General features: G+C 69.7%; 17 protein-coding genes. 10 read left to right on the top strand and 7 right to left on the bottom strand.

The window, feature by feature from the left end:
• Positions 1-38: 38 nt before the first annotated feature.
• Positions 39-2,624: a transglycosylase domain-containing protein gene (locus tag J7I97_RS02990; RefSeq protein ID WP_214930777.1), complete on the bottom strand. Its 2,586-nt coding sequence runs from the start codon at positions 2,622-2,624 to the stop codon at positions 39-41.
• A gap of 278 nt (positions 2,625-2,902) precedes the next feature.
• On the opposite strand from J7I97_RS02990, the gene J7I97_RS02995 reads away from it, so the two are divergent.
• The 3 genes from J7I97_RS02995 (at position 2,903) to J7I97_RS03005 (ending at position 6,021) form a co-directional block, all read left to right on the top strand.
• Positions 2,903-3,505, top strand: a complete 603-nt coding sequence (locus tag J7I97_RS02995) for a PadR family transcriptional regulator (RefSeq protein WP_214930778.1) — start codon at positions 2,903-2,905, stop codon at positions 3,503-3,505.
• A gap of 49 nt (positions 3,506-3,554) precedes the next feature.
• Positions 3,555-4,637, top strand: coding sequence for an inositol-3-phosphate synthase (locus J7I97_RS03000; RefSeq protein WP_214930779.1), 1,083 nt, complete (start codon positions 3,555-3,557; stop codon positions 4,635-4,637).
• Between the two features lie 115 nt (positions 4,638-4,752).
• Complete coding sequence (locus J7I97_RS03005) at positions 4,753-6,021, top strand: MFS transporter (RefSeq protein WP_214930780.1); 1,269 nt, start codon at positions 4,753-4,755, stop codon at positions 6,019-6,021.
• Positions 6,022-6,087: 66 nt separating this feature from the next.
• On the opposite strand, the gene J7I97_RS03010 is transcribed toward J7I97_RS03005, so the two are convergent.
• Entirely contained in the window at positions 6,088-7,554 is a 1,467-nt protein-coding gene (locus J7I97_RS03010) for a CCA tRNA nucleotidyltransferase (protein WP_214930781.1), read from the bottom strand.
• A gap of 183 nt (positions 7,555-7,737) precedes the next feature.
• Here J7I97_RS03010 and J7I97_RS03015 point away from each other — a divergent pair, with 183 nt between their 5' ends.
• The 7 genes from J7I97_RS03015 to trxA all read left to right on the top strand — a co-directional run bounded on the left by J7I97_RS03015 (position 7,738) and on the right by trxA (position 17,209).
• Entirely contained in the window at positions 7,738-9,999 is a 2,262-nt protein-coding gene (locus tag J7I97_RS03015; protein ID WP_214930782.1) for a DUF6049 family protein, read from the top strand.
• 46 nt (positions 10,000-10,045) lie between these two features.
• Positions 10,046-12,223, top strand: coding sequence for a murein biosynthesis integral membrane protein MurJ (gene murJ, locus J7I97_RS03020; RefSeq protein WP_214930783.1), 2,178 nt, complete (start codon positions 10,046-10,048; stop codon positions 12,221-12,223).
• Positions 12,224-12,340: 117 nt separating this feature from the next.
• Complete coding sequence (locus J7I97_RS03025; protein ID WP_214930784.1) at positions 12,341-14,062, top strand: protein kinase family protein; 1,722 nt, start codon at positions 12,341-12,343, stop codon at positions 14,060-14,062.
• Positions 14,063-14,085: 23 nt separating this feature from the next.
• Positions 14,086-14,799: an RNA polymerase sigma factor SigM gene (gene sigM / locus J7I97_RS03030; RefSeq protein ID WP_214930785.1), complete on the top strand. Its 714-nt coding sequence runs from the start codon at positions 14,086-14,088 to the stop codon at positions 14,797-14,799.
• Positions 14,796-15,737: a hypothetical protein gene (locus J7I97_RS03035; protein ID WP_214930786.1), complete on the top strand. Its 942-nt coding sequence runs from the start codon at positions 14,796-14,798 to the stop codon at positions 15,735-15,737. Before sigM ends, J7I97_RS03035 begins: the two co-directional genes overlap by 4 nt.
• Before the next feature lie 124 nt (positions 15,738-15,861).
• On the top strand, positions 15,862-16,821 hold the full coding sequence (gene trxB / locus J7I97_RS03040) for a thioredoxin-disulfide reductase (RefSeq protein ID WP_214930787.1): 960 nt from the start codon (positions 15,862-15,864) through the stop codon (positions 16,819-16,821).
• Between the two features lie 46 nt (positions 16,822-16,867).
• Positions 16,868-17,209, top strand: coding sequence for a thioredoxin (trxA, locus tag J7I97_RS03045; RefSeq protein ID WP_214930788.1), 342 nt, complete (start codon positions 16,868-16,870; stop codon positions 17,207-17,209).
• Between the two features lie 187 nt (positions 17,210-17,396).
• Here the strand turns inward: trxA and J7I97_RS03050 are convergent, their stop codons facing one another.
• From J7I97_RS03050 to J7I97_RS03070, 5 genes are all read right to left on the bottom strand, one after another.
• Positions 17,397-18,014, bottom strand: coding sequence for a GNAT family N-acetyltransferase (locus J7I97_RS03050; protein WP_214930789.1), 618 nt, complete (start codon positions 18,012-18,014; stop codon positions 17,397-17,399).
• 125 nt (positions 18,015-18,139) lie between these two features.
• Positions 18,140-19,267 carry a ParB/RepB/Spo0J family partition protein gene (locus tag J7I97_RS03055; RefSeq protein WP_214930790.1) on the bottom strand — a complete coding sequence of 376 codons (1,128 nt, stop codon included), beginning with the start codon at positions 19,265-19,267 and terminating at the stop codon, positions 18,140-18,142.
• Complete coding sequence (locus tag J7I97_RS03060) at positions 19,264-20,352, bottom strand: ParA family protein (RefSeq protein WP_214930791.1); 1,089 nt, start codon at positions 20,350-20,352, stop codon at positions 19,264-19,266. The genes J7I97_RS03055 and J7I97_RS03060 overlap by 4 nt, the downstream gene beginning before the upstream one ends.
• 255 nt (positions 20,353-20,607) lie before the next feature.
• The gene (gene rsmG, locus J7I97_RS03065; RefSeq protein WP_214930792.1) at positions 20,608-21,324 is read right to left on the bottom strand and encodes a 16S rRNA (guanine(527)-N(7))-methyltransferase RsmG; all 717 of its coding nucleotides are present in this window, start codon (positions 21,322-21,324) and stop codon (positions 20,608-20,610) included.
• A 105-nt stretch (positions 21,325-21,429) separates the two neighbouring features.
• The gene (locus J7I97_RS03070) at positions 21,430-21,942 is read right to left on the bottom strand and encodes a R3H domain-containing nucleic acid-binding protein (protein ID WP_214930793.1); all 513 of its coding nucleotides are present in this window, start codon (positions 21,940-21,942) and stop codon (positions 21,430-21,432) included.
• Positions 21,943-21,956: the final 14 nt, after the last annotated feature.

Genomic DNA, 21,956 nt, shown 5'->3' on the forward strand with positions numbered 1-21,956 from the left:
GTGAGCTCGGGGCGGTGCTGGTCGGCCTGCGGGCCGGGTCAGCCGGTGGTGCCCGTGGTGGTGCCGCCCCAGGTGGTGACACCGCCTGGGCGGCCCGGTTTGCCCGAGGTGGAGGGCGATGGCGTCCCCGTCGGGTCGCCGCTGGGTCCGCCGGTGGTTTCCCCGGTAGTGGTCCCGCCGGTGGTCGCCGGGTCGCAGTACAGCTGCCACGGCTTGCAGGTGGGCTTGCCGGCCTTGGACGGGCTCGGGGAGACCGAGGGCGAGGGGCTCACCGGCGGCGTCGACGCCGACATGGAGGGCGACGGGGAAGCCGAGGGGGTGGGGGTGGGGGCGCCGGACGCGTCCGCGGTGACACCGATCTCGTCGGGCTCCGGGAAGCTCTTGAGCGGGGTGCCCTTCAGCGCCTCGCGCATGTACTCGGTCCAGATCACGGCCGGGATGTCACCACCGTGGATGGACTCGATGCCGCCCACCCGGTTCATGGACATCAGCTTCTTGTCCGCCGAGGTGGGGTCGGTACGGAACAGGGTGACCGCGGTGGACAGCTCCGGGGTGTAGCCGACGAACCAGGCCGACTTGTTCTGGTCGGTGGTGCCGGTCTTGCCGGCCGCAGGCCGGCCCAGCTTCTTGACCTTGGTGCCGGTGCCGTTCTCGACGACGTTCTCCAGCACCTTGGTGACATTGTCGGCGATGGCGTCGTTCATGGCGCGCTCGGCCTTGGGCGCCTCGAAGCCGGGCAGCTCCTTGCCGTCCTTCTCGACCTTGGTCACGGAGTACGGCTCGTGGTGGGTGCCGGAGGCGGCGAAGGTGGCGTACGAGTCGGCCATCCGGATCGCGCTGGGGGTGGAGGTACCCAGGGCGAAGGAGGCGTTGTTGTTCGGGTTCATCGACTCGGGGAGGATGCCGGTGGACTTGGCGACCTCCCGGACCTTGTTGTGGCCAACGTCGAAGACGAGCTGGGCGAACGGCACGTTGATGGACTTCTCCATCGCCTCGTTGAGAGTCACGTATCCGTAGGGGTACGTGCTCTCGTTCTTCTGCCGGAACGGCTTGCCGTTCTCGTCGCGCAGTGGCTGGCCGTCACGGTTGTTGATCACGGTCAGGTCGTTGGCGGGGTACTTGCTGTCGACCGCCAGACCTTCGCCCTTCGAGTTCTTGGTGCCGTACTCCATCGCGGCGGCCAGCACATACGGCTTCCAGGTCGAGCCGACCGGGACACCGATGGTGTTGGCGTTGTTGGTGAAGTGCTTCTTGTCCCAGCCCGGCCCGCCGTACAGCGCCCTGATCGCCCCCGTCTTCACGTCCACGGAGGCGGCGCCGAACTGTACGAACGTGTCGTACTCGGGTCGCTTCTTCTCGTCGAGGAAGTCGTTGCGGGTGTCCTCGACGGCCTTGACCAGCGCGTCCACCTTCGGCTTCTGGAAGGTGGTGTGGATCTGGTAGCCGCCCAGGGCCATCTGGTCGGGGGTGATGTTCTGGACCTTCATCACGTACTGCTTGGCCGTCTCGACCAGGTAGCCGGTCTGGCCGGACATGCCGCGGGCCAGCTCGGAGTCGACGAGCTTGGGGAACTCCTTGATCTGGTCCCGCTCGGACTTCTGCATCCGGCCCACCGCGACCTCGCGGTCCAGCACCCAGGCCCAGCGCAGGCGGGCGCGATCGGTGTTGGCCTGGGGGGTGGCCGCGGCCCCGATGCCGCCGTCCGGGTTGTACAGGTTGGGTCCCTTGAGCACGGAGGCCAGGAAGGCGCTCTCGGACGCGGTGAGGTCTTCGCAGTCCTTGCCGAAGTAGGCTCGCGCGGCCGCCTGGATCCCGTAGGCGTCGCGACCGTAGTAGGCGGTGTTGAGGTAGCCCGCGAGGACTTCGTCCTTCTCGACGCTCACACCCAGCTTTATCGCGATGAAGAGCTCGGTGACCTTGCGCTTGAGCGTCTGGTCGGAGTCCAGGTACGTGTTCTTCACGTACTGCTGGGTGATGGTCGAGCCACCCTGGGTGGAGCCGCCCTGGGCCATGTTCCACACGGCCCGGGCGATGCCCATCGGGTCGACGCCCTTGTCCGTCTCGAAGGACTCGTTCTCCGCCGCGATCACCGCGTCCTGCATCGACCGGGGGATCTTGGAGATGGGCACGATCTGCCGGTTCATGGAACCGCCGGTCGCGACCATCTGGGTGCCGTCCTCCCAGAAGAAAACGTTGTTCTGCGCCCGGGCCGCCTTGTTCGCGTCCGGCGTGTTCACCATGGCGATGCCGATGCCGGCTCCGGCCGTGACGACCGCGAAGAAGCCGAGGGCCGTGCCGCAGACGAGCTTCCAGGACGGTACGAAGCGCTGCCAGCCGTCCTTGTCCGACCGCGGGTAGTTGATGAACCGCTTGTCGGGGCGGCCCGCGCCCTTTCCGGCCTTGCCGCCGCGTCCGCGGCCGCCGGGCCCACGCTGGGTGGATCTGCGGGCCTCGGCACGGCTTCCGTGGGCGGCCTGGTCTGCGTAGGGGACGCTCGGGGACGCGGTGGATACGTCGCGTCCGGCGCCGGAGGCGCCCCGGCCGGGGCGCTGCTGGGCGGCCCGGCGGGCCGCGGCTCGTCCGCCACCTTGGGCCTGGGGCGGTTTGCGGCGGTGCTCGCTCATCGAACGACTACTCCTCGGGCAGGCGAGTGGCCTGGAAGCGGCAGATGAATTCCGGTCCCCCCGGTGTCTGCCGCACAGACTACGCACGGTCAAAACCCAATCAGTGCCGAAGTTCACCCCAAATCGGGCAACTTACCTGGTACGAATTGGTGATGTGATGCCGGTCACTACACCACCCCTTGTCGCCGGAGTCAGCCCGTTCTATCGTCTGGATGTATCGAGTCGATACATCAGCTCGACATAAACACTCAGGGGCGGCGGCAGAGAGGAGAAGGCGGATGAGCAGACGCTCAGGCATCCTCGAGTTCGCCGTCCTCGGCCTGCTTCGCGAATCCCCCATGCACGGCTACGAGCTGCGCAAGCGGCTCAACACGTCACTGGGGGTGTTCAGAGCGTTCAGCTACGGGACGCTCTATCCCTGCCTCAAGACGCTGGTCGCCAGCGGCTGGTTGATCGAAGAACCGGGCAACGCCCCGGAAGACGCTCTCGCCGCTTCACTCGCAGGGCGCCGCGCCAAGATCGTCTATCGGTTGACGGCCGCGGGCAAGGAGCACTTCGAGGAGCTCCTTTCCCACACCGGCCCCGACACCTGGGAAGACGAGTCCTTCGCCGCCCGCTTCGCCTTCTTCGGCCAGACCGAGCGAGAAGTGCGCATGCGGGTGCTGGAGGGCCGCCGCAGCCGGCTGGAAGAGCGCCTGGAGAAGATGCGGGCTTCACTCGCCCGCACCCGGGAGCGCCTCGACGACTACACGCTTGAACTGCAGCGACACGGTATGGAATCCGTGGAGCGCGAAGTGCGCTGGCTGAACGAGCTGATCGAGAGCGAGCGGGCGGGACGGGATCAGAGACGACCCGGCCCGTCCGACGAAACTGCAAAGTGAGGCCTGCATCTCGCAGGCCTCGTCCGAGAACAAACAGGGAGCAACCGGAATGGGTTCGGTTCGCGTAGCCATCGTCGGCGTGGGCAACTGCGCCGCCTCGCTGGTGCAGGGCGTCGAGTACTACAAGGACGCCGACCCGGCGGCCAAGGTCCCCGGTCTGATGCACGTCCAGTTCGGCGACTACCACGTGCGTGACATCGAGTTCGTCGCCGCGTTCGACGTCGACGCGAAGAAGGTCGGCCTCGACCTCTCGGACGCCATCGGCGCCAGCGAGAACAACACCATCAAGATCTGCGACGTCCCGAACGCAGGTGTGACCGTGCAGCGCGGCCACACCCTGGACGGCCTGGGCAAGTACTACCGCATGACGATCGAGGAGTCCGCCGAGGCTCCGGTCGACGTGGTCCAGATCCTCAAGGACCGCCAGGTCGACGTCCTGATCTGCTACCTGCCCGTCGGCTCCGAGGCCGCGGCGAAGTTCTACGCGCAGTGCGCCATCGACGCCAAGGTCGCGTTCGTCAACGCCCTCCCGGTCTTCATCGCCGGCACCAAGGAGTGGGCTGACAAGTTCACCGAGGCCGGTGTCCCGATCGTCGGCGACGACATCAAGTCGCAGGTCGGCGCCACCATCACGCACCGCGTGATGGCGAAGCTGTTCGAGGACCGCGGTGTCCGTCTTGAGCGCACGATGCAGCTCAACGTCGGCGGCAACATGGACTTCAAGAACATGCTCGAGCGCGACCGCCTCGAGTCGAAGAAGATCTCCAAGACGCAGGCCGTCACCTCGCAGATCCCCGACCGTGAGCTCGGCGAGAAGAACGTCCACATCGGCCCGTCCGACTACGTCGCGTGGCTCGACGACCGCAAGTGGGCCTACGTCCGCCTTGAGGGCCGCGCGTTCGGCGATGTCCCGCTGAACCTCGAGTACAAGCTCGAGGTGTGGGACTCCCCGAACTCCGCCGGTGTCATCATCGACGCCCTGCGCGCCGCGAAGATCGCCAAGGACCGCGGTATCGGCGGCCCGATCCTGTCGGCGTCGAGCTACTTCATGAAGTCCCCGCCGGTGCAGTACTTCGACGACGAGGCCCTGGCCAACGTCGAGAAGTTCATCAAGGGCGAGGTCGAGCGCTAGTCGAGCACTAGTCGAACCCAAGGGTCCTCAGGACACCTGGACTTCGGCTGTTCTTCCGCGGAGGGTCCCCGGGCAATGCGCCCGGGGACCCTCCGCGTATGTGACCCTTGCCCTCATGCCTGTCGTACGTGATCTGCGCGTACTCCTGCGCCTGAGGGACTTCCGCAACCTGCTCGCCGTACGGCTGCTCTCCCAGGCCGCGGATGGCGTGTACCAGGTCGCGCTCGCCACCTACGTGGTCTTCTCCCCGGAGAAGCAGACCTCGCCCGCGGCCATCGCCTCGGCCATGGCGGTCCTGCTGCTCCCCTACTCGGCGATCGGCCCCTTCGCCGGCGTGCTGCTGGACCGCTGGCGTCGCCGCCAGGTTTTCCTCTACGGGAACCTGCTGCGGGCCTTCCTCGCCTGCGTCACCGGTGTGCTGATCGTCGCGCACGTGCCCGAGTGGCTGTTCTACGCCTCGGCCCTGTCCGTGACCGCCGTCAACCGCTTCGTCCTGGCCGGGCTCGCCGCATCCCTGCCCCACGTCGTCGGCCCGGAACAGCTGGTCACCGCGAACGCCCTCTCGCCCACCGCCGGGACCCTCGCGGCGGTGGCCGGCGGGGGCCTGGCCTTCCTCGTGCGGCTGCTGGCCTCCGACTCCGGCTCCGCCGTCGTTCTCCTCGGCGCCGGGCTCTACCTCTGCGCGGCCCTGGTCTCCCTGCGCCTGGCCATCGGGCTCCTCGGGCCCGACCACCCCACCGGCCGGCCCCACCCGTCCGTCGCCGCAGGGGTCGCCCTGACCGTCCGGGGCATGGCCGAAGGCCTGCGGCACCTGTCCGAGCGGCGGGAGGCCGCGCAGACGCTGGCTGCGATGACGATGATGCGGTTCTGCTACGGGGCCCTGACGGTGATGCTGCTGATGCTCTGCCGATACTCCTGGGCGGACAACGAGTCCGACGGCCTGGCCCTGCTGGGCATCGCGGTCGGGGTCTCCGGTGCCGGATTCTTCGCCGCCGCCGTCGTCACCCCGTCGATGGTGGACCGCCTCGGCACCCGCGGCTGGATCACGGCCTGCGCCGCCACCGCCGCTGTCCTGGTCCCGGCGCTCGGCCTCTTCTTCGCGCCCGGACCGGGGCTCGTCGCCGCCTTCGCCCTCGGCCTCACTACCCAGGGCGCCAAGATCTGCACCGACACAGTGATTCAGTCGCGGGTGGACGACGAGTTCCGCGGCCGTGTGTTCGCCGTCTACGACGTGCTGTTCAACGTGGCCTTCGTCGGCGCGGCAGCGGTGGCCGCCCTCATGCTCCCAGCCAGCGGACAGTCCACCGTGCTGATCATGAGCGTGGCCGTCCTCTACGCCGCGACCGCGGTGCTCCTGAGGCGGCAAGGGCGATGTTTCACGTGAAACATCGCCCTCACCGATCCCGTGCACGCGATGTTTCACGTGAAACATCGACGCGTCAGCCGTGCCTCAGGCCTGTGCGGCCCACCACTCCTTGAGCGCGGCCACCGCCGCGTCATGCCCCATCGGGCCGTTCTCCAGGCGCAGCTCCAGCAGGAACGCGTAAGCCTTGCCGATCACCGGGCCGGGGCCGACCCCCAGCACCTGCTGGATCTCGTTGCCGTCCAGGTCGGGCCGGATCGCGTCCAGCTGCTCCTGCTCCTTGAGCTGCGCGATGCGCTCCTCAAGGCCGTCGTAGGTACGGGAGAGCGCGGTGGCCTTGCGCTTGTTGCGCGTGGTGCAGTCGGAGCGGGTCAGCTTGTGCAGGCGCTCCAGCAGCGGACCGGCGTCGCGGACGTAGCGCCGCACCGCGGAGTCGGTCCACTCGCCGTCCCCGTAGCCGTGGAAGCGCAGGTGCAGCTCCACCAGCCGGGACACGTCCTTGATCATGTCGTTGGAGTACTTCAGCGCGGTCATGCGCTTCTTGGTCATCTTCGCGCCCACCACCTCGTGGTGGTGGAAGGAGACGCGGCCGTCGGTCTCGAACCGGCGAGTGCGGGGCTTGCCGATGTCGTGCAGCAGGGCGGCCAGCCGGAGCACGAGGTCCGGGCCGTCCTCCTCCAGGTCCATGGCCTGCTCCAGGACGATCAGCGAGTGGTCGTAGACGTCCTTGTGCCGGTGGTGCTCGTCGCTCTCCAGCCGAAGCGCGGGCAGCTCCGGAAGCACGTGGTCGGCCAGCCCGGTGTCCACGAGCAGGCCCAGGCCCTTGCGGGGGTTCGCGGACAGGAGCAGCTTGTTCAGCTCGCCCTGCACGCGTTCCGCGGAGACGATCTCGATCCGGTCGGACATCGCCTCCATCGCGGCCACTACCTCGGGGGCGACCTCGAAGTCCAGCTGCGCGGCGAACCGGGCCGCGCGCAGCATGCGCAGGGGATCGTCGGAGAACGAGTCCTCCGGGGTGCCGGGGGTACGCAGCACACCGGCCTGGAGGTCCTCCAGCCCGGCGTGCGGATCCACGAACTCCTTCTCGGGCAGCGCGACCGCCATCGCGTTCACGGTGAAGTCGCGGCGGACCAGGTCCTCCTCGATCGAGTCGCCGTAGGAGACCTCCGGCTTGCGCGAGGTGCGGTCGTAGGACTCCGAGCGGTAGGTGGTGACCTCGATCTGGAAGTTTCGATCAGCGTCTCCGACGCGGGCCAGCTTCTGGGCCCCGACCGTGCCGAAGGCGATACCCACGTCCCACACCGAGTCCGCCCACGGCCGGACGATCTTCAGAACGTCCTCGGGGCGGGCGTCGGTGGTGAAGTCGAGGTCGTTGCCGAGACGCCCGAGCAGCGCGTCGCGGACGGACCCGCCGACCAGGGCGAGGCGGAAGCCCGCCTGCTGGAATCGGCGGCCGAGGTCGTCGGCGACAGGGGCGACCCGCAGCAGTTCACTCACCGCGCGGCGCTGCACCTGACTCAGGGCACTGGGGTTGTCTTCATTGGCGTTCGGCACAACAGAAAAGGGTACGTGCCCGGCCCGGCGAGGGCTCCCCCGTTTGTGGCCACCCCGGTATACGGCGGCCGAGAGCCGGACCCGATCATGTGGAGCAAGGCGCGGCACCAGCGCACAGCGGGCCTCGTTACCATGCGTGGACGCATAAACGTCGACCATGACACTTCGAGGACGGGCGGGCGCGTGGCCGAGGCGGCAGACATCCAGGGGGCAGCAGCCGCCCCTGCCCGGCGTCGCTGGCTACGGCGGGCGGTCGTCGTGCTCGCTGGGACACCGGTGCTCGCCGCCCTGGTCTATGCCCCTGCCCCGCCGGCCCAGGCGGCCGAGGCCGCCGTCGATGTGCATCTGGACACCCTGGCCCCCACCGCTCCGGTCAAGGGCGACACGCTCACCATCTCCGGCACGGTGATCAACAACGGCCGCGAGACGATCAAGAACGCCCATGTGGGGCTGCGGGTCGGCTCCGCGCTGAGTGACCGGTCCGCCATCGACGAGGTCGCCGAACGCAACGGTTTCCGTCCGGGCACGGATCCCGGCGAAATCGACTCGGCGTACTCCGTCAAGATCGATTCGCTGCCTTCGAAGGCCGGCCAGACCTTCACCATCAAGGTCCCGGTGAACAAGCTGGAGCTGGACAAGGACGGCGTCTACCCGCTCGGCGTCTCCCTGTCGGGCGAGACCGCGAGCCGCCAGTACGAGCAGGTCCTCGGGATCAAGCGGACCTTCCTGCCCTGGCAGCCGGAGGCCGCCTCCAAGCGCTCGCACCTCACCTATGTGTGGCCGCTGATCTCCACCACGCACCTCACGGCGGAGACCGGCTCGGACGAGACGCAGACCCCCGTCTTCCTCGACGACAACCTCGCCGCCGAGCTGCGGCCGGGCGGCCGCCTGGAGCAGATGGTCGCTCTCGGCAAGGAGCTGCCCATCACCTGGGTCATCGATCCCGACCTGCTCTCCACGGTCGACGCGATGACCAAGGGCTACCGGATCCGCACCCCCGACGGCCGGACCGTCCAGGGCAAGAACAAAGCGGTGGCCGAGCAGTGGCTGAGCTCCCTGGAAGCGGCCGTGCAGGGCAAGAAGGTGGTCGCGCTGCCCTTCGCCGACCCCGACATCGCCTCCCTCGCACACCAGGGCAAGGATGTCTCGGGCACCCTGGGCCAGCTGCGGCCCGCCACCGACAAAGCGAGGCAGGCCGTCGAGACGGTTCTGCACGTGCCCGCGTCCACGGGCTTCTCCTGGCCGGTGGACGGTGCCATCGATCCGTCGATCGTCAATGTCGCCACCTCCGCCGGCGCCCACAACGTCCTCACCCGCAGTGACAGCCTCAAGGAGACCGGCTCCCTCGGCTACACCCCCTCGGCCGCCCGCCCCATCGGCGCGGGCAACACCGCCGTCGTGGCCGACGCCGAGCTCTCCACCGCCTTCGAGGGCGACATGCTCAGCTCCGGGAACTCCACGCTCGCCGTGCAGCAGTTCCTCGCGCACAGCCTCGCCCTCAACCTGCAGAGCGCCGGCGACCAGCGCAGCTTCGTCGTCGCCCCGCAGCGGATGCCATCCGCCAGCCAGGCGCAGACGATGGCCGACGCCCTGCGCGGGCTCCAGGGCGGTCGCTGGACCCAGGCCGCGGATCTGGAGGCCGCGGCCGCGGCCAAGCCCGACCCGGGCGCCGCCACCCAGGTACCCGGCGCCGGCCAGTACCCCGACGCCCTGCGCAAGCAGGAGCTGCCGGTGTCCGCGTTCGAGAAGATCCGCACCACCCAGAACACCCTCGACCACTTCAAGGTGATCCTCTCCGCGCCCGACCGTGTGGAGATCCCCTTCGGCAACGCCACCAACCGGGAGATGTCCAGCTCGTGGCGCGGCCGCCCCGAGGAGGCGACGCTCTACCGGGAGCAGGTGCAGGACTACCTGATCGGCCTGACCGAGAAGGTCAAGGTCATCCCCAAGTCCGACGCCACCCTGTCCGGGCACAGCGCGACCATCCCGGTCACGGTCCAGAACAGCCTCGTCCAGGACGTCCACGACCTGGTGCTGCGGGTGAAGTCCGCCAACCCCACCCGCCTGATGTTCGGCGACAGGGGCACGGCCGAGCAGGAAGTGACCGTCCAGGCCGACCACAGCCAGACCCTGAAGTTCACCGCCAACGCCACGGCGAGCGGTCCTGTCGAGGTCACGGCGCAGCTTTTCACCAAGGACGGCGTGCCCTACGGCAAGGAACGCAAGTTCACCGTCGAGGCCACCGAGATCACCCCGACGGTGATGCTCGTCATCGCCGGCGGTGTGCTCCTCCTCGTCCTGGCCGGCATCAAGATGTACGCCAGCCGCAAGCGGGTCGCGGCCCGCGCGGCCGCGGAGGAGAGCACGCAGCAGAGTGACGAGTCCCCGGACACCGGACCGCAAAGCGCGAGCGGGTCCGGCACGGGTGAGACAGTGGACCGTTGAGCGATGCCGTGGCCGGCCGGCCTGGGGACGATGAGGTGGGGTTTCGATGAACGCGCCGTACGACGGTGACCGCGCGCAGGGCACTGGTGGGCCTGCGCCCTCCCAGGGCACTGCCCCGGGCGCCCCGGTGCCCGGGCAGGGTCCCGCGCCCGCGCCAGCGCCGGACCACGACCCTTATGTCCAGGACGCCTACGACCGCGACCCGTACCGGTCGCAGGACCTGTCCGCCCAGGACCCCGTGGCGGAGGTCCTCTACGACCGGGCCGCCCACCCCCCGCCGCCGCCCGGCACGTACCAGGAGCCCGGCCCGCTCTACGCGGCCCCGTCGGCGCCCTCGCACGGCCCCGACCCGCGCGTATGGGCGCAGACCCCGCCGCCCGAACCGGACGGCCCCTCGCGCCACCTGCCCTACGGCGACCGCGCCACCACCACCGAGTTCGTCGGCGTGGACTCGCTCGTGACCAAGGCCTCGGACGAGCAGCCCGAGCCGGATGCCTTCGCGCACCTCTACCGTGACCAGCAGGCGGCGCCGCGCACCCCGGCCGAGGACCCCCCCGTCGCCGCCCCGGCGCCGAGCAAGCCCGCGGGCCGCGCCTCCAGCCTGCTCAAGTCGAGCGCGCTGATGGCCGCCGGCACGATCGTCTCCCGCATCACCGGCTTCATGCGGACCCTCGTGATCGCCGGTGCCATCGGCGTCGCCACACTCAACGACAGCTACCAGGTCGCCAACACCCTGCCGACGATGATCTACGTCCTGGTCGGCGGCGGTGCCCTCAACGCGGTCTTCATCCCGCAGCTGGTGCGCGCGATGAAGAACGACGAGGACGGCGGAGAGGCCTACGCCAACCGCCTGCTGACCCTCGTCATGGTCCTGCTGGGCGCCGTCACCGTCATCTGTGTGCTCGCGGCCCCGCTGTTCATCGGCATGATGTCGCAGAAGATCGCCGGCGATCCGCAGCGGCTGGACGTCGCCGTCGCCTTCGCCCACTACTGCCTGCCCACCATGTTCTTCATGGGCATGCACGTGGTCCTCGGTCAGATCCTCAACGCCCGCGGCCGGTTCGGCGCGATGATGTGGACCCCCGTACTCAACAACATCGTCGTCATCACCACCTTCGGTGCCTTCATCTGGGCGTTCGGCGGGTTCACCACCACCGGCGTCACCGAGGCCGGCATCACCCCCGAAGGCGTGCGGCTGCTGGGCCTGGGCACCCTGCTCGGCCTCGTCGTCCAGTCCCTGGCGATGGTTCCGTACCTGCGCGACGCCGGCTTCAAGCCGCGCCTGCGGTTCGACTGGAAGGGCCACGGCCTCGGCAAGGCCGCCGGCCTGGCCAAGTGGACGTTCTTCTTCGTCCTCGCCAACCAGCTCGGCCTCGTCGTCGTCACCCAGCTCGCCACCTGGGCGGGCGAGGTCGCCGACAAGCAGGGCCACGGCGGTACCGGTATCACCGGCTACAACTACGCCCTGCTGCTCTGGCAGATGCCGCAGGCCATCATCACCGTCTCCGTCATGACGGCCGTCCTGCCGCGCATCTCCCGCTCCGCGCACGACGGCGACGCCGCCGCCGTCCGCGACGACATCTCCTACGGACTGCGCACCTCGGCCGTCGCGATCGTGCCCTGCGCCTTCGCGTTCCTCGCACTGGGCGTCCCTATGGCCGGCCTGCTCTACGCCGGCTCGGGCGCGCAGAGCGCCCAGAACATCGGGTTCATCCTCATGGCCTTCGGCCTCGGACTGATCCCGTACTCCGTCCAGTACGTCGTCCTGCGCGGCTTCTACGCCTACGAGGACACCCGGACGCCCTTCTACAACACGGTCATCGTCGCCGCCGTCAACGCGGGCATCTCCGCCGTCGCCTTCTTCGTCCTCCCGGCCCGCTGGGCCGTCGTCGGCATGGCCGCCGCCTACGGGCTCGGCTACGCCGTCGGCGTCGGCGTCGCCTGGCGCCGGCTGCGCACGCGCCTCGGCGGCGACCTCGACGGCGCCCACGTGATGCGCACCTACACCCGCCTCATCGGCGCCTGCGTCCCGGCCGCCGCCGTCGCCGGTGCCACCGCCTACGGGATCATCCAGTGGCTGGGCAGCGGAGCATTCGGTTCCCTCGCTGCCCTGGTGGCCGGACTCATCGCCCTGGCCGCCGTGTTCCTCGCCGCCGCCAAGCGGATGCGGATCGAAGAGCTCAACGCGATGGTCGGGATGGTCCGCGGACGCATGGGGCGCTGATGCGCACAACCGTTGCCCTCCTTCGCGTGTCGTGCATAGCGCCGGACTGTGGGCACAATTGGCATGGCTTCGCAGACTGGCCGACAGCGCGCAACGGATGGGGAGGCAGGGACGACGGTGGCGGAACGTAGCACGGCTGCCGTCGACGTGGCCGACAACAGCGGCGATGAGCCGCTGGCCGCAGAAGCGGCCAAGGTCACGGCCGACGGGGTGGACACCCAGAACGGACGAGCCGCGGACGGACCCATGCCCGAAAAGGACGGCAAACGCAGAAGCGCGGCCCCCGCGGCTGCGCCCGAACTCCACAGCGGCCACAAGCTCGCCAGACGCTACCGGCTCGAGGAGTGCGTCACCCGTCTGGACGGATTCAGCAGCTGGCGCGCGATGGACGAGAAACTGCGCCGCGCGGTGGGCGTCCACCTGCTGCCCGCCGACCACCCGCGCGCTCGCTCGGTCCTGGCCGCCGCCCGCTCCTCGGCGCTGCTCGGCGACCCCCGGTTCGTCCAGGTCCTCGACGCGGTCGAGGAGAACGACCTCGTCTACGTCGTCCACGAATGGCTGCCCGACGCCACCGAACTCACCGCACTCCTCGCGGCGGGCCCGCTGGAGCCCCACGAGGCCTACCAGCTCGTCAGCCAGGTCTCCCAGGCGATGGCCGCGGCCCACCGCGAAGGCCTGGCCCACCTGCGCCTGACGCCCAGCGCGATACTGCGCACCTCCACGGGGCAGTACCGCATCCGCGGCCTCGCCGTGAACGCCGCCCTGCGCGGCATCACCAGTGAGACCCCGCAGCGCGCGGACACCGAAGCCATCGGCGCACTCCTGTACGCCTCCCTCACCCAGCGCTGGCCCTACGAGAACGACGCCTACGGCCTGACCGGCCTGCCCAAGGGCGTCGGCCTGATCGCCCCCGACCAGGTCCGCGCGGGCGTCCACCGGGGCCTGGGCGAGCTCGCCATGCGCGCCCTCGCCAACGACGGGGCCACCGCCTCCCGTCAGGAACCCGCCTGCACCACCCCGGAAGAGCTGGCCAAGGCCGTCGCCGCGATGCCCCGCATCCGGCCGCCGGAGCCCGCCTTCACCGCCCCGCCCGAGTACCAGCACACCACCTACCAGCAGGGCAGCTACGGCCGGCCCACGCCCCCCGGCGTGCCCACCGCCCAGAGCCTCACCGTCACGCCCCCGCCGCCGCCGCTGCAGAGCCGCACCGGCAGGGCCCTCAAGTGGGGTGTCGCGGCCCTGCTGATCGCGGCCCTCGGCCTGGGCAGCTGGCAGCTCGCCGACACCCTCCTGGACCGCGGTAACCAGAAGAGCGACGGCCACCACTCCCCGTCCACGAAGGACGACGACGCCCCGGACAAGAAGGACCCGGCGCCGCTCGCCATCAAGGACGCCCAGGAGTACTACCCCGACGGCACGCCCCAGGATCTCGACGGCGTCTCCAACACCTACGACGGGGACGCCTCCACGTACTGGCGCACCAGGACCTTCTACGACGGCCCTGAGATCAAGGCCTACAAGGCCGGCGTCGGCATCGTCTACGATCTCGGCTCCGAGCACGACGTCAGTGCAGCCTCGATAGCGCTGAAGTTCGCCGGGAACCACACCACCGCCACGCTCTACGCGACCGGCAACATGTCCTCGCAGACCCCGGTCGGCTCCATGAAGAAGATCGTCGGCACCACCACCTCGGACAGCGTGCTCAAACTGACCACCGAAACACCGGTCAAGACGCGCTACGTCCTCCTGTGGATCACCGCCATGCCGCAGGCCGGCGCCGACGACTACACCAAACCCGGCTACAAGCAGGCCATCACGGATGTGAAGTTCGCGGGCTGATAGGGCAGGGGAGGGGCTCACCGTTGGACGACGCCACAACCGGCGGCCACAGCGACCAGGAACTCCTGGCGTTGCACGCCGCCGGAGACCCCGACGCCTTCGGTGAGCTGGTCCGCCGCCACCGGGACCGGCTGTGGGCCGTGGCCCTGCGCACCCTCGGCGACCGCGAGGAGGCTGCCGACGCCGTACAGGACGCCCTCGTCTCCGCCTACCGGGCCGCCCACACCTTCCGCGGCGAATCCGCCGTCACCACCTGGCTGCACCGCATCACCGTCAACGCCTGCCTCGACCGGGCCCGCAAGAGCGCCTCCCGCAGGACCTCACCCCTCGACGACACGGAGCGCCTGGAGCGGCTCCTGGAGCCCCACGAGTCCGCCGAGGCCCCCGCGGAACGCCAGGAGCTCCACCGCCAGCTCCTGGCCGCCCTCAGCACCCTCCCGGCCGAGCAGAGGGCCGCGCTCGTCCTCGTCGACATGCAGGGATACCCCGTCGCCGAAGCCGCCCGCATCCTCGACGTCCCCACCGGCACGGTGAAGAGCCGGTGTGCGCGCGGCCGGGCAAAACTCCTCCCGATGCTCACCCATCTACGCACGAATGCCGGGGATAACACCGCCACCGAGCGGGGAAGGAACCGAACGCCGGGGACACCCGTCCCACCAGCGGCAAGCCCCATGCATCCGGCCCCGCATCCGGCCCCGGACCCAGACGCTGTGAAGGGCGGAGGTGGACGAGCGTGACTTCCACAACCGGCACGATCCGGCACCCGGACGTCTCGGAAATCTCCGACCTGACCGAGGGGCTCCTCTCCCCGGCCCGGACCGCCGAAGTGCGCCGCCACCTGGGCGACTGCGTCCTGTGCGCCGATGTCCGGGCTTCCCTCGACGAGATCCGCTCTCTCCTCGGGACCCTCCCGGGCCCGCCGCGGATGCCCGTCGGCATCGCCGGACGCATCGACGCGGCCCTCGCCGCCGAAGCTCTCCTCGACGCCACCACACCCCGCGCCGAGGCCGCACCCGCCGAACAGGCCCTCCCCGATGTTTCACGTGAAACATCGGCCGGCGCGGCCGGACCCGGCGGCCACCGGCCGGCCGGTCACCCGGTCGGCGCAACGGGCCCCGGCCGGCGCCGCGCCCGCCGCCGGATCGCCCTCATCGCGGGCCTCACCGGAGCCGCCGCCTGCGCTCTCGCGGTCTTCCTGGTCAACGGCCTCTCCGGCACGCCCGCCCATGACACGGCCGCCCGGAACGAAAGCCAGAGCAGCGCCGCCCAGCCCACCGCGGGCACGTACACCGCCCAGGGCATGCCGGGCAGCATCCGACAGCTCCTGGCCACCGCGGCCACCGCGGAGAGCCCCAAGGCCTCGGCGGGCGAGCAGAACAACACCTACGGGATGGAGAACGAGAGTCCCCCTGCCGGAGTCGCCCCCGGCGACCGCCGGGTCCCTCCGGTCCCGCCCTGTGTCCAGGACGCGACCGGCCGGCCGGAGGCCCCGCTCGCGAGCGAACGCGGCAGCTATCAGGGCGCTCCCGTCTACCTCCTCGTCTTCCCGCACCCCGGCGACGCGGCCCGTGTCGACGCCTACCTCGTCGGCTCCGGCTGCGCGAACACCCCTGGGGAGAACCCCGCGAAGGCCTCCGAAAAGCCGCTGCTGACCGGCACCTACCCTCGAACCTGACCCGTTCGGCGCCGCAGTCGGACAAGTGGGGAATGCGCGCGCCGTAGGATCCGTTGGGTGGGGTGAGAGTCCGCACCGGCCCCCGGTAGGCAGCACGCAGTCCGCAGAGACGAGGAAAGAACCCGTGAGCGACGTACGAAACGTGATCATCATCGGCTCCGGGCCGGCCGGTTACACCGCCGCCCTGTACACCGCACGCGCTTCGCTCAAGCCGCTGGTCTTCGAAGGTGCCGTCACCGCCGGTGGCGCACTCATGAACACCACCGAGGTCGAGAACTTCCCCGGGTTCCAGGACGGCATCATGGGCCCGGACCTCATGGACAACATGCGTGGCCAGGCCGAGCGCTTCGGTGCCGAGCTGGTCCCGGACGACGTCGTCGCCGTGGACCTCACCGGCGAGATCAAGACCGTCACCGACACCGCCGGCACCGTGCACCGCGCGAAGGCCGTCATCGTCACCACCGGCTCCCAGCACCGCAAGTTGGGCCTCCCCAACGAGGACGCCCTCTCCGGACGCGGCGTCTCCTGGTGCGCCACCTGCGACGGGTTCTTCTTCAAGGACCAGGACATCGCCGTGGTCGGCGGCGGCGACACCGCGATGGAGGAGGCCACCTTCCTCTCCCGGTTCGCCAAGTCCGTGACCATCGTCCACCGCCGCGACAGCCTGCGTGCCTCCAAGGCCATGCAGGACCGTGCCTTCGCCGACCCGAAGATCACCGTCGCCTGGGACAGCGAGGTCGCCGAGATCCACGGTGAGCAGAAGCTTTCCGGCCTCACCCTGCGCAACACCAAGACCGGTGAGACCTCCGAGCTTCCCGTGACCGGCCTCTTCATTGCCGTCGGCCACGACCCGCGCACCGAACTGTTCACCGGTCAGCTGGAGCTGGACGAGGAGGGCTACCTCAAGGTCGATGCCCCCTCCACCCGCACCAACGTCACCGGCGTCTTCGGCGCCGGTGACGTCGTCGACCACACCTACCGTCAGGCCATCACCGCCGCGGGCACCGGCTGCTCCGCCGCCCTCGACGCGGAGCGCTTCCTCGCCGCCCTCGCGGACGCCGAGCACGCCCACGCGACCGTCTGACCCTCGTACCCCCCCATCTCACACCCCCAGGAATAAGGAGGCCGCTGTGGCCGGCACCCTCAAGAACGTGACCGACGCCGACTTCGACGCCCAGGTCCTCGCCAGTGACAAGCCCGTACTGGTGGACTTCTGGGCCGAATGGTGCGGCCCGTGCCGCCAGATCGCGCCGTCCCTGGAGGCCATCGCGGCCGAGTACGGCGACCAGATCGAGATCGTCAAGCTCAACATCGACCAGAACCCGGCCACGGCTGCCAAGTACGGCGTCATGTCCATCCCGACCCTGAACGTCTACCAGGGCGGCGAGGTCGCCAAGACCATCGTCGGCGCCAAGCCGAAGGCCGCCATCCTGCGCGACCTCGAGGGCTTCGTCCAGGTCAAGACCGCCTGACGCACCCCCGGTTGTTTCACGTGAAACGGGGCCGCCCCACAAGGGGCGGCCCCGTTCGCGCGTCCGCGCCACGCATCACGCCGGACGGAGCTCACGCCGGGCGGAGTTCACTGTGGACGGAGCTCACGCCGGGCGGAGTTCACTGTGGACGGACCTCACAGCGGACGGAGTTCACTGTGGACGGACCTCACAGCGGACGGAGCGCCGGTTCCTTCCGCGCCGCACCCAGCAGCCGGTCCAGTGCGAGCTCCACGTCTTCCTTCCAGGACAGCGTCGACCGCAGCTCCAGCCGCAGCCGCGGATGCACCGGATGGGGCCTCACCGTCTTGAAGCCCACCGACAGCAAATGGTCCGCAGGCAGCAGGCACGCCGGCTCGCTCCACCGGGCATCCCCGAACGCCTCGATCGCGCGGAACCCCCGGCGCAGCAGATCCTTCGCCACCGTCTGGACCATCACCCGCCCCAGACCCTGCCCCTGATAGCCCGGCGTGATCCACGCCGTGATCAACTGCACCGCGTCGGGAGAGACCGGGCTGGTCGGAAACGCCGTCGCCCGCGGGACGTACGCCGCCGGCGCGTACAGCACGAACCCCACGGGGACCTCGTCCACATAGACCACCCGGCCGCACGAGCCCCACTCCAGAAGGACGGCGGAGATCCACGCCTCCTTCTCCAGCTCCGCAGTACCCGCCTTCACCGCGGCATCACCACTGACGGGATCCAGCTCCCAGAACACACAGGACCGGCAACGCCGGGGCAGGTCCTGGAGGTTGTCCAGCGTGAGCGGTACCAGCCGACGACCCATGCGCACATCGTATCCAGACCCCGAATCGGGCGAAACCGCAACAAGGCAAAGGGGCGGACCGCACCGGCTCCCACCGGCACAGCCCGCCCCTCCGCCTTGTCGTCACAGAGCCAGGCGGCCCGGGATCACTCCCCGGAGAGACCCTGCTCCAGCACCCGGCCCTCGCCCGGCGCCAGCGTCCCCAGAATCCGCTCCAGATCCTCCATCGACGCGAACTCGACGGTGATCTTGCCCTTCTTCTGGCCCAGATCCACCTTCACCCGCGTCTCGAACCGGTCCGACAGCCGCGTCGCCAGCTCGCTGAGCGCCGGAGCCACCCGGGCACCCGCCCGGGGCCCCTTCGGCTTCACCGCAACGGACGGCTCCGACTCCATCATCTTGACGAGCTCTTCGACCGCCCGCACCGACAGACCCTCGGCCACGATCCGGTGTGCCAGCCGGTCCTGCTGCTCGCTGTCCTCCACCGACAGCAAGGCCCGCGCGTGCCCCGCCGACAGCACTCCCGCCGCCACCCGGCGCTGCACGCGGGCCGACAGGTTCAGCAGGCGCAGCGTGTTCGTCACCTGGGGACGCGAACGCCCGATCCGGTCCGCCAGCTGGTCGTGCGTGCAGTTGAAGTCCTGGAGCAGCTGGTCGTACGCGGCCGCCTCCTCCAGCGGGTTCAGCTGCGCGCGGTGCAGGTTCTCCAGGAGCGCGTCCAGCAGCAGCTTCTCGTCGTCCGTCGCCCGGATGATCGCCGGAATGCGATCCAGCCCGGCCTCCCGGCACGCACGCCACCGGCGCTCGCCCATGATCAGTTCATAGCGGCCCGGTGCCGCCTGGCGCACCACCACCGGCTGAAGCAGGCCCACCTCCTGAATGGAGGTCACCAGCTCCGCCAGCGCGTCCTCGTCGAACACCTCACGCGGCTGCCGCGGATTCGGCGTGATCGAGTCCATCGGAAGCTCCGCGAACGTCGCTCCCGCCACCGCGTTGGCCTCCGGCGCCGGCTCCGTCTCCAGCTCCGGCTCGTTCACCGGACCGGCCGGACCGGCCGGACCAGCCACACCGACCGGCGTCAATGTTTCACGTGAAACATCGGCCTGCGCGAGCGCCGCAAGCTTCGCCGCAGCGACCCCGCGCTCCGACGTCAACACCGGTACCGCCGACGGAGACGTCGACCCCGATCCCATCGCCGGCGGCGTCTTCTCCTGCGGAGCTGCGGGAATCAGCGCGCCGAGCCCCCGCCCCAGACCTCTACGTCGCTCACTCACTGGTTCCCCTCCGCCATGCTCTGCGTGCTGTTCAGGCCCGCGCCCAGGTGGGCGTTCTGGGCGTCGTACGAAATCCCGGCTCCTCGCAGCGCAATCTCACGCGCCGCCTCCAGATAGGAGAGGGAGCCGCTGGAACCCGGGTCGTAGGTGAGCACCGTCTGCCCGTAGCTCGGCGCCTCGGAGATACGCACCGACCGCGGAATGCTCGTGCGCAGCACCTCCTTGCCGAAGTGGGTGCGCACCTCGTCCGCCACCTGCGAGGCCAGCCGCGTCCTGCCGTCGTACATCGTCAGCAGGATGGTCGACACATGCAGCGTGGGGTTCAGGTGGGCCCGCACCAGGTCGACATTGCGCAGCAGCTGACCCAGTCCTTCCAGCGCGTAGTACTCGCACTGAATCGGGATCAGCACTTCCGCGCCGGCGACCAGAGCGTTCACCGTCAGCAGCCCCAGCGACGGCGGGCAGTCGATCAGGATGTAGTCGAGCGGCTGCTCGTACGCCTGGATCGCACGCTGGAGCCGGCTCTCACGCGCCACCAGCGAGACCAGCTCGATCTCAGCGCCCGCCAGATCGATCGTGGCGGGAGCGCAGAACAGGCCCTCCACATCCACCACCGGCTGGACGACCTCCAGCAGCGGCCGGCTGTCCACGAGTACGTCGTAGATCGACGGCACATCCGCGTGGTGGTCGATGCCCAGCGCCGTGGAGGCGTTGCCCTGCGGGTCGAGGTCGATCACCAGAACCCGTGCCCCGTGCAGGGCCAGCGAGGCAGCCAGATTCACGGTCGTCGTGGTCTTGCCCACGCCGCCCTTCTGGTTGGCCACCACGATGACCCGGGTCTGCGCCGGGCGGGGCAGACCCTCACCGGCACGCCCCAGCGCCTCGACCGCCAGCTGGGCGGATCGGCCGATGGGGGTGTCGTTGTCTACAAGGGGCGGAGGCGATGTTTCACGTGAAACATCGTCTCCCGCCGATTCAGAGCGGGGACCGGGGACCGGATCGGCCATCGGCCCCGCGAGGTTGGCGTCGGACCGCACGGTGTCACTCTCCTCGACATCAGGCTCGCGATGAACAGAGCCTCCCATGTCACCAGGGTCGCGAACCAGCGGGGCCCGTACTCCTGTGGATGAATCCACCGATGTGGACAACTCTGTCCCCCCTGCCTGCTTGCGTTGGCGCGGGGACGCAGCGGCACGGCCGCGGCTGATGATTCCGTGCAGCAGAGAGCGATGTTTCACGTGAAACACGATGCCCGGACCGAGTCTTCCGGCCGCTACGACACTCCGAAATCCATACCTATAGGGCGCAACCCGCCTACAAGTCCACGGAAAACGGGAAGATCAACGGCGCCGACGCGTACGGCTCACCCGGGCGGCCTTCGCCCGCTTGGCCGCGAACCGCACCCCGCCGGGGCTCTCGCCGACCTCGACGCGCACCACCGTCGACAGCGGATCCACCACACCCTCACCGACGTGCAGCACCGAGGTCTTCACCACACCGAGCTTCGTCAGCGCGGCCTTCGCCGCCACCAGCTCCTCGTCGGCGGTGTCACCCTTCAGGGCCAGCATCTCCCCGTACGGACGCAGCAGCGGCACACCCCAGCCCGCCAGCCGGTCCAGCGGAGCCACGGCGCGCGCGGTCACCACATGCACCGGCTGGAGCTTGCCCAGGACCTCCTCGGCACGCCCGCGCACCACCGTGACGTGGTCCAGGCCCAGCAGCTCCACGACCTCCTGGAGGAAATTCGTCCGCCGCAGCAGCGGCTCCAGCAGCGTGATCTTCAGATCCCGCCGCACCAGAGCCAGCGGAATGCCCGGCAGGCCGGCACCCGAGCCCACATCGCACACGGTGACGCCCTCCGGCACCACCTCGGACAGCACCGCACAGTTCAGCAGGTGCCGCTCCCACAGGCGCGGAACCTCACGCGGCCCGATCAGGCCCCGCTTGACCCCCGCATCCGCCAGCAGCTCCGCATACCGCACAGCTTCGGGGAAAAACTCACCGAACACCGCGCGCGCCTCTTCAGGCGCCGGGGGAAGCTCCGCTGCCTCCGTCACGGGGACCGTCCTTCCGTACAGAACTGATGGTGTCGTTCAACTGCAAGGCTTACAAACATCGGCCCCGCCTGCGATCCAGACGGGGCCGACCACACACACTTCCGGTCAGGCCGGGAGCACAACGACGAAGCGCTGCGGCTCCTCGCCCTCGGACTCGCTCTTCAGACCGGCGGCCGCCACGGCGTCGTGGACGACCTTCCGTTCGAACGGCGTCATCGGAGCCAGCTTCAGCGGCTCGCCCGAGGCCTTCACGTCGGCCGCGGCCTTGGCGCCCAGCACCGCCAGCTCCTCGCGCTTCTTCGCACGGAACCCGGCGATGTCCAGCATCAGGCGGCTGCGGTCACCGGTCTCCCGGTGCACGGCGAGGCGGGTCAGCTCCTGCAGAGCCTCCAGAACCTCACCGTCGCGGCCCACGAGCTTCTGCAGGTCACGGCTGGCGGAGTCACTGACGATCGACACCGCGGCCCGGTCGGCCTCGACGTCCATGTCGATGTCGCCGTCCAGATCGGCGATGTCCAGCAGACCCTCAAGGTAGTCAGCCGCGATCTCACCCTCCTGCTCCAGGCGGGTCAGGGTGTCGCCACTCTCAGCGGCGGCGGTGGTGGTGCCTTCCGTCACGGGAGGGACTCCTT

The sequence above is a fragment of the Streptomyces sp. ISL-87 genome (assembly GCF_018614095.1).
Taxonomy (GTDB): domain Bacteria; phylum Actinomycetota; class Actinomycetes; order Streptomycetales; family Streptomycetaceae; genus Streptomyces.